The organism is Streptomyces sp. ActVer, from assembly GCF_027270795.1.
GTDB lineage: Bacteria > Actinomycetota > Actinomycetes > Streptomycetales > Streptomycetaceae > Streptomyces > Streptomyces umbrinus_A.
On sequence record NZ_JAPWHT010000465.1, the window covers coordinates 1 to 7827 of the forward strand.

Annotated in this window: 8 protein-coding genes; 6 read left to right on the top strand and 2 right to left on the bottom strand. The window is 68.8% G+C overall.

Going from position 1 to position 7827, the window contains the following annotated elements; translation table 11 throughout:
• Positions 1-351 precede the first annotated feature (351 nt).
• Entirely contained in the window at positions 352-663 is a 312-nt protein-coding gene (locus O3Q52_RS44085; RefSeq protein ID WP_269654143.1) for a pyridoxamine 5'-phosphate oxidase family protein, read from the top strand.
• The gene (locus tag O3Q52_RS44090; protein ID WP_269654144.1) at positions 660-890 is read left to right on the top strand and encodes a hypothetical protein; all 231 of its coding nucleotides are present in this window, start codon (positions 660-662) and stop codon (positions 888-890) included. The genes O3Q52_RS44085 and O3Q52_RS44090 overlap by 4 nt, the downstream gene beginning before the upstream one ends.
• 183 nt (positions 891-1073) lie before the next feature.
• Here the strand turns inward: O3Q52_RS44090 and O3Q52_RS44095 are convergent, their stop codons facing one another.
• Both O3Q52_RS44095 and O3Q52_RS44100 read right to left on the bottom strand, forming a co-directional pair.
• Positions 1074-1442, bottom strand: coding sequence for a hypothetical protein (locus O3Q52_RS44095; protein ID WP_269654145.1), 369 nt, complete (start codon positions 1440-1442; stop codon positions 1074-1076).
• A 380-nt stretch (positions 1443-1822) separates the two neighbouring features.
• Positions 1823-3412, bottom strand: a complete 1590-nt coding sequence (locus O3Q52_RS44100) for a GH32 C-terminal domain-containing protein (RefSeq protein WP_269654146.1) — start codon at positions 3410-3412, stop codon at positions 1823-1825.
• Positions 3413-3592: 180 nt separating this feature from the next.
• Between O3Q52_RS44100 and O3Q52_RS44105 the strand changes: the two genes are divergently transcribed.
• The 4 genes from O3Q52_RS44105 to O3Q52_RS44120 all read left to right on the top strand — a co-directional run.
• Positions 3593-5002, top strand: coding sequence for an extracellular solute-binding protein (locus O3Q52_RS44105; protein WP_269654147.1), 1410 nt, complete (start codon positions 3593-3595; stop codon positions 5000-5002).
• Positions 4999-5964: a carbohydrate ABC transporter permease gene (locus O3Q52_RS44110; protein WP_269654148.1), complete on the top strand. Its 966-nt coding sequence runs from the start codon at positions 4999-5001 to the stop codon at positions 5962-5964. The genes O3Q52_RS44105 and O3Q52_RS44110 overlap by 4 nt, the downstream gene beginning before the upstream one ends.
• Positions 5965-5986: 22 nt before the next feature.
• Complete coding sequence (locus O3Q52_RS44115; RefSeq protein ID WP_269654149.1) at positions 5987-6859, top strand: carbohydrate ABC transporter permease; 873 nt, start codon at positions 5987-5989, stop codon at positions 6857-6859.
• A partial coding sequence (locus O3Q52_RS44120) for a glycoside hydrolase family 32 protein (RefSeq protein ID WP_269654150.1) occupies positions 6856-7827 on the top strand: 972 nt, incomplete at its 3' end. The genes O3Q52_RS44115 and O3Q52_RS44120, both read left to right, overlap by 4 nt.

Here is a 7827-nt window from a genome sequence, read left to right on the forward strand (position 1 = left end):
CGACGTCCGGCTGCGCGATCGTGTGGTTTCCGTGCAGCCGGGGGAGACGGGTCGACTGGTACTGCCCGACTGACGCCCGCCCACGGTGGTCGCCCGGCCCTCTCTGACAGCTTCGGCAGGGGCCCTGTCCCGGTGCGCATGAGCCTGCACTCCGACAATCGCACACCCGCGAACCCCGTACCGAGGGAGCTCGGCCTCCCCGTCACCTGCCGATGCTGCCCCCGCGCCTCGTCGGACATGTGCCCGATGAGGCGCGGGGGGAAGTTCGGCAAGGATGTCGAGAACGGCGTGGCGGCTCCGTCCCAGGTGCAGGAGCGGCCACCGTGGTCGCTCAGCCTCGGGAGGCCCGCCATGACGAACGACCAGATCACCGAGATCCTCAATCGCCCGCTGAGCCAGGAGCTGCTGGCTCGTGACCTCTGCCGCCTGGCCTACGTGGCCAAGGACGGGACACCGCGGAACATCCCGATCGCCTTCGCCTGGAACGGCAAGGAGGCTGTGATGTGCACGTCGAAGAACGCCCCGAAGCTGGCTTCGCTCCGTCAGAACCCGGCCGTCGCCATCACGATCGACACCGAGGTGCACCCGCCCAAGATCCTGCTCGTCCGCGGCACTGTCGAACTCGACGAGGTCGAGGGCATTCCGGAGGAGCCCTCGAGATGAACGGCTCCTACGAGATGACGGCCGAGCAACGGGTCGAGTGGGAGGCCGAGGTCCGCTCGCTCTACGACGGCATGGTCCGCATCGTGATGACGCCGACGTGGGCGAAGCTGATCGACTTCGAGACGACCTTGCCCAGTGCCGTTGAGGAACTCGTCCAGCAGCGTGCTGAACGTCAGCGGCAGAGTGGCGACAGCGCGCGGCCCGACGTGGCAGGAACGTCGAAGTGATGACCCTCCGGTGCATGGAACGAGCGCGAAGGAGTGCGGCAACAGGGCCTCCGGGTGAACGGTTTGGTTCGCATCCCCGACCCACCGAGAGGCCCTGCCCTCATACGCCGATCCCCGCGCGGTCACCCGATCAGGAACCCTGCTCGACCTGGCCAACCCCGTGAACGACAAGGGGATGGCGGCTCAGAACAGTACCTGGGGCATGACGTGCGGCACCGGTCCGCAGCAGGCGACGGTCCGGCTCTGATCGGCGTCGCCGGCAAACGGCGCGACCGCGAACTCAGCCGTCAGTACCGAGAACAAACCGAAGAAGGTTTTGCGCCTTCCTTCCCTCCTCCAGTGTTTGCCGGGATCCGGTGCCCCTTCCGGGCAGGTGAGCCAACTGCCCGCCGCGCAACCGGAGGCGGTGACCCAGCGGTGGGACCCGATGCGGTCGTTCACTACCTGCCCCGGCCTGTTGTAGAAGTTCACCGCGCCCGCGGTGCCGGCCGTCTGGATCCGACCGTTCGGCGTCCGGCCGGACGACCGTTCATGAGCATGGTCATCGACCACAGCATCACGGTTTGTTCCTGTCCCTGTGCCCTCAACGCGGCCTCGATCAGGCCCCACGGAGCCAGGCAGGCGCCGCGCGGGAGGGTCTCGCCGGCTTGCGAACGGGGCTCGTACTCGCCCGCGGCGGATTCCCCTTCCAACGCGCAGGGGCTCCGCCGGGGCAAGGTCCGGGGAGAGCGATGCTCGCCCGGTTTGATCTCGGAATGCGGTGGGAGGTCAGGGCAGCCTCGTCGGCATGAGCCATACGATCCGGACCCGGAAGACGTTCGGCTTCGCCGCGTCAGCGGGGCGGAGCGCGGATCCTTCCAGGACCGGGCGGCCCGTTCCGGTGTTGCCGATCGGGTTCACGCGTACGGTGTGCACCCGCGCCCTGGCCGGCCTCACACCGAGAACTCGCGTATCACCGTGTCGCGGAACACCGCGCTGCCGCCGATCGTGAAGAGCGCGAGCCGCGTGTCCAGCAGGTACGGGAACACCTGGCTGGTGTGCACGTGGCGGCCGTCGTCGACGAACATCTCCACCGACGTGCGGTCCACCAGGATGCGCAGCTTCACCGTGCGGGCGGACGGGGCGAACGGGGTGTGGCTCTCCTGCCACTTGCCGGACGTGTCGGCGTTCACCGTGTTGCGTCGGTTGAGGAAGGCGTAGTCGGCGTAGATTCCGGCGTCGATGTGCCGACCGCCGTCGGGTGAGCGCCGCAACTGGAGCCCGGCGCCGGTGAGTTGGGACCAGGTGATCTCGGTCGTCACCTCGTAGGAGATGCCGGTGTAGTCGAGCACCTTCGTGCCGTCCACGGTCACGTCGCCCAGGTTCACGGTGCGGGAGGCATGCGAGTCGAGGCCCGCGACGGGCTGGGAGGCGAGGTAGTAGGTGTTGTCGGATGCCTTCTTCAGAGTGATCTCGCGGACGATGGAGTCGGTGCCGTTGAAGCCGTCGCAGTCGATGGTGGGGGTGGTGTTGGCGTAGTCCCAGTTGTTCACCCATCCGATCGCGTACCGGGCAGCGGCGTCCACCGCGCCGCTCGCGTCCCGCTTCTCGAAGGTGACGGCGCCGTACCAGTCCCAGCCGTGGTCGAGCCACTGCGGGTCACTCGCATCGGCGGTGAACGCGCTGCCGTCGAAGGAACCCGTCCAGTAGGCGTACGTGTTGGGCAGCCCCGAGCTCTTCCCGTTGGCGCTCACGCCGAGCACCCATTTCACGGTGCCGTCGCCTGCGGTGATGCGGAACAGGTCGGGGCACTCCAGGACGCCTATGCCGTCGTGGACGAAACCGTTCACGTACGTCCAGGACTTGAGGTCGTCGGAGTGGTAGAAACCGATCTTGTCGTTCTCGGCGAGGGCCATCACCCAGCGGCCCCGGCCCTCGTCGCGGATCACCTTGGGGTCGCGGAAGTCGGCGACGCCGGGGTTGGGCAGGACGGGGTCGGTCCCGTAGTTGGTGAAGGTGAGACCGCCGTCGGTCGAGTAGTGCAGGAACTGCTCCTGCTGGTCGGTGCCGCCGCCGGGGGACATGGTGACGATGACGACGACCGCGCCCGCGCCGAATCCGGCCGTGTTGCCGGTGTCGACCACCGCCGAACCCGACCAGAGATCACCGTTGGGCGTGGTGTCCTTGGGCACGGCGACCCCGCGGTCGGTGAAGGAGACCAGGTCCTTGGTGGTGGCCAGGCGCCACGCGGTGCCGACGACGCCGGTGAAGTAGTCGGCGTTGTAGAGGTAGTAGTAGTGGTACTCGCCGTCGATCCAGACGGGCCGCTGCGGGTCGTTCTTCCACTGGTCGGGGACCGTGAAATGGTATGAGGCGCGGTAACTCGCCCCGCTCGCCGCGGACTTGGTCCTGCTGTTGGCCGTGGCCCCGGGCTCGGGTTTCGGGGCGGCCGTGGCCGCTGCGGTGGGCAGCAGAGCGGCGGCGGTGCCCGCCGCCGATCCCGCGAACAGTGATCTCCTGGAAAACCCCGATGTTCCGGGCATGACACATCGTTCCTCTCGTGGCGGCTCACGACGCAGAGGGCGTGAAGAATCGGCTCAGGTGAACGAGGACTGTAGACCTAACTCGTTAAAGGTCAAGCGTTCCCGACCCTTGACAGGCCTGCCGCCCGGTTCCCATCATCTGGGGCATCACCCCTGAACTAACACGAGTTAGGCCCGTTGATGACTGACTCGCACATCCCTCGCCGCACGCTGCTGCGGTACGGCGCATACGGGGCCGGAGCAGCCGCCCTGGCCGGTACCGCCGCGAGCTGGGACCGGCTCACGGGAGCCGACATCCCCGGCCGTGACGACGGCTCCCTCGTCGTCGCCACCCTCGGCTCCGCCTTCGACCCGGCCACCGTCGACGCCCTCACCAAGGGCTTTCACCGGCTCCACCCCGACATCCCGCTGCGGGTGAACGCGGTGCAGGCCGTCGACTGGTCGGATTTCTTCGCGAAGATCCTCACCCAGATCGCCGTCGGCACCGCCCCCGACCTGGTCTATGTGGCCACCGAGGGCGTGCAGTTGTTCGCCCAACGGCTCGGCGTGCCCCTGGACCGCTGGGTGCGCCGGGACGCGGCTCAGCTGCGCGAGTACTTCGCCGACGTCCACCCCTCGCTGGTGGAGTCGATGATGTACGAGGGGAACCTCTACCAACTTCCGATGGAGTTCAACGCCGCCGACATCTACCTCAACAAGCAGGTGCTGAAGCGGGCAGGCGCGGGGTTCCCGGCGGCCGACTGGAGCCGCGACGACTTCACCGCGCTGCTGCGGGAGATGAAGCGCGCCGGCGACGCGCACTTCACGCCGTACTTCTGGACCAACCGGCTGTGGGGCGGCGTGGTGCCCTGGCTCTTCGCGAACGGCACGAACCTGCTGAATGAGTCGAAGGCGCCCGGCGGCTCCTGGCTGTGGGACACCTTCTACCCGGCCGCCGACCGGCAGGGGCGCGGCGGGGGCTTCCGCTGGACGACCCCGCAGGCCACCGCCGACCGGGTCGAGGAGGCGTACGACTACCTCGCCTCCCTCGTCCAGGAGAACCTGTGCAGCCGGCCCGAGGGCGGCAACGGCAGCAATCTGGTCGGCGTGTTCTCCACCGGCCGCGTCGGCGTCACACCGGCGGGCGGCTTCTGGGCGGGCGGCCTGCAACTGGCCGGCATGCGGGCCGCCGACTACGACGTGCAGTACTTCCCGCGCTGGCGTACCCAGCGCCACCAGTTCGGCGCGGCGGGCTACGCGCTGCTGCGCACCTCGAAGAAGCAGGAAGCCGCCTGGGAGTTCATCAAGTACGCGGCCCGCAAGGACACCATGACCCGGCTGTTCCGGAGCAACCAGACCACCCCGGCCCGGCGTTCGATGGTCAACTCGGCCCGCTACGCCGCGAGCGGCCCGGCGCACTGGCAGGTCTTCTACGACACTCTCGACCGGTTTCCCGACACCGGCCCGATCCCCGCGCCACCGCAGGTCGCCGAGGTGACCGACGTCCTGCTCAAGTACACCGGCACCGCGCTGGCCTCACCGCGTGCGGTGGGTCCCGCGCTGCGCCGGATGCAGGGCGACCTGGAGCTGGCCATGGAGCGTGAGGTATGACGAACACCAAGGTCCCGAACTCCCAGGTCCCGGCCGTACGTCCGAGGCCCGCCGCGCGACCCGCCGTCGCCGTGCGGCCGTCCGTCCGCGACCGCGGCGCCCGGCTGTTGGCCGCGCTGTTCCTGGCGCCCACGGTTGTCGGCATCGTCGTCTTCACGGTCGTGCCGATCATCGGGTCCGTCGTGCTGAGCCTGTTCCACTGGAACGTGATCGACCCGCCCCGTTTCGCCGGCGGCGCCAACTACCGCACGACCTTCACGGACTCGACGGTTCTGGTCTCCTTCCGCAACACGCTCCTCTTCATGGTCCTCGCGGTCGCGCTGCAACTGCTGATCGCGCTGTCGCTGGCGCTCGCCCTGAACGGGCGGATGCCGATGTGGCTGCGGTCGGTGTTCCGTTCGGCGTTCTTCTTCCCGCTGGTGCTGTCCGCCGCTTCGATCTCGGTGGTGATGAAGTACCTGTTCAACCAGGACTTCGGGGTGGTGAACTGGCTGATCGGCCTGGTGGGCGTCGCGCCCGTGCCCTGGCTGACCTCGGAGCACGCGGCGATGGCCACGGTGATCCTGGTCTACGTCTGGCAGCAGTTCGGTTTCTCGTTCCTGCTGTTCGTCGGCGGTCTGAACAACATCCCCAAGGAGATCCACGAGGCCGCCGCCCTCGACGGCGCGACCGGCCTGCGCAAGCACCTCGGCATCACGCTGCCGCTGCTGTCGCCGACGCTGCTCGTCGCGTCGGTGGTCGGCATCATCAATGCCCTGCAGGTCTTCGAACAGCCCTACGTCCTCACCGACGGCGGACCCGGCGACGCCACCCGCACCGTGGTGATGGTGATCTACGAGAGGGCCTTCGAGCAGCTCGACTTCGGCGAGGCATCCGCGGTGGGCGTGCTGCTCTTCGTAGTGATCATGGCGGTCACCGCCCTCCAGTTCCGGCTCAGCCGGCGTTTCGTCCACTACCAGTGAGCCGGTGAGCCGCATGAGCGCCATGAGCCAAGCAACCCCGCCCCTGAAAGCGACCCCGACTCTGAGTCGCGCACGTCACTCACTCGCCCCCTGGGCCCGGATCGCCGCACTGACCGTGTGCGCCCTGCTGACGCTGGGCCCGGTCATCTGGACCGTCGCCACCTCGCTGCGCACTCCGGCCCAGTCCTTCGACCTGCCACCGCAGATCATCCCGACGCACCCGACGACCGCGGCCTACCGCGGGGTCTTCCAGCAGATCGACGTGTGGCTGCTTGCCCTGAACTCCACGCTGGTGACGGCACTGATCGCCGTCGGCCAGATGATCACGGCGGGCCTGGCCGGATACGCCTTCGCGCGCCTGGAGTTCCGTTTCAAGAAGCCGCTCTTCGGCCTGGTCCTGGCGACCATGATGGTGCCGTTGCAGGTCACCATCGTGCCGGTGTTCCTGGTGCTGAAGTCGATGGGCCTCACCGACACGCTCCTCGGCCTGATCATCCCGGCCTTCCCGACCGCCTTCGGCACCTTCCTGATGCGCCAGTACTTCCTCGGTATGCCGAAGGACCTGAGCGAGGCGGCCATGCTGGACGGCGCGGGGCCCTGGCGGATCTTCCGCTCGGTGTACGCGCCACTGGCCACACCCGGCCTGGCGATCGTCGGCGTACTGGCCTTCAACTACCACTGGAACGAGTTCTTCCGCCCGCTGATCCTGGAGACCTCCAGCCAGAACTACACGCTTCCGCTGGGTCTGGTCTCCCTGCAGGGCAACCTCGGCACCGGGTCCATCTCGGTGGTCCTGGCCGGGGTCGTGCTCTCGATGCTCCCCGCCCTCGCCGTGTTCGTCGTCGGCCAGCGCCCTCTGCGCGAGGGCATCACCTCGGCAGGAGTCAACCGTTGAACAATGACCCCAACGCGCCGCGTTTCAGGGTCCGTCCGCCCGTCGGCTGGATCAACGACCCCAATGGGCCGTTCCGTTGGCGGGACCGCTACCACCTCTTCTACCAGCACAACCCCGACGCACCGGTGCACGCGAACGTCCACTGGGGGCATGCCTCCAGCACCGACCTCGCGCACTGGGAGCACCACCCGGTCGCCCTCACGCCGACGCCGGGCGGCCCCGACGAGGCCGGCTGCTGGTCGGGCTGCGTGATCGACGACGCCGGCACGCCGACCGCCGTGTACACGGGAGTCGACCGTGCCCACGCCGGACTCGGCACCATCTGCCTGGCGCGGGCGGCGGACCCGGACGACGAGCTGCTGACCGAGTGGAAGCCGCTGTCGGCGCCGGTGGTGGCGGGGCCGCCGCCGGGACTGGACGTGGTGATGTTCCGCGACCCGTTCGTCTTCCGCCACGCGGACAGGCGCTGGGCCCTCGTCGGGGCCGGGCACGCCGACGGTACGCCGTCGGTCCTGCTCTACGACTGCGACGACCTGACCGACTGGCGGTTCGCCGGTGTGCTGCTGGACGGCAAGGACCCGGTGGCCGCGGGCGCGTTCGGCGACAAGTCGGTGGGCTGGGAGTGCCCGCACCTGTACCGGACAGCAGGCGGCGACCACGTACTTCTGGTGTCCCTGTGGGACGGAGATCCCTGCTCGACCGGATACCTGACGGGCCGTCTGCGGGTCGATGGCCAGGGAGCGTTGAGGTTTGTGCCGCGCGTCGGCGGCCGGCTCGACCAGGGGCGGGACTTCTACGCTCCCGCCGTGCTCCAGGAGCCGGACCGCGCACTGCTGTGGGGCTGGTCGTGGGAGGCCCGGCCGCAGGCGGAGACAGACCGGGCCGGATGGGCAGGCGTACTCACCGCGCCACGGGTCGTCGACGTCCACCCCGACGGTTCACTGCGCGTGAGTCCGGCCCCGGAACTC

Coding starts and splice junctions, on each gene's coding strand:
- O3Q52_RS44085 (WP_269654143.1), top strand. CDS start 352: ATGACGAACGACCAGATCACCGAGATCCTCAATCGCCCGCTGAGCCAG.
- O3Q52_RS44105 (WP_269654147.1), top strand. CDS start 3,593: ATGACTGACTCGCACATCCCTCGCCGCACGCTGCTGCGGTACGGCGCA.
- O3Q52_RS44100 (WP_269654146.1), bottom strand. CDS start 3,412: ATGCCCGGAACATCGGGGTTTTCCAGGAGATCACTGTTCGCGGGATCG.
- O3Q52_RS44110 (WP_269654148.1), top strand. CDS start 4,999: ATGACGAACACCAAGGTCCCGAACTCCCAGGTCCCGGCCGTACGTCCG.
- O3Q52_RS44090 (WP_269654144.1), top strand. CDS start 660: ATGAACGGCTCCTACGAGATGACGGCCGAGCAACGGGTCGAGTGGGAG.
- O3Q52_RS44115 (WP_269654149.1), top strand. CDS start 5,987: ATGAGCCAAGCAACCCCGCCCCTGAAAGCGACCCCGACTCTGAGTCGC.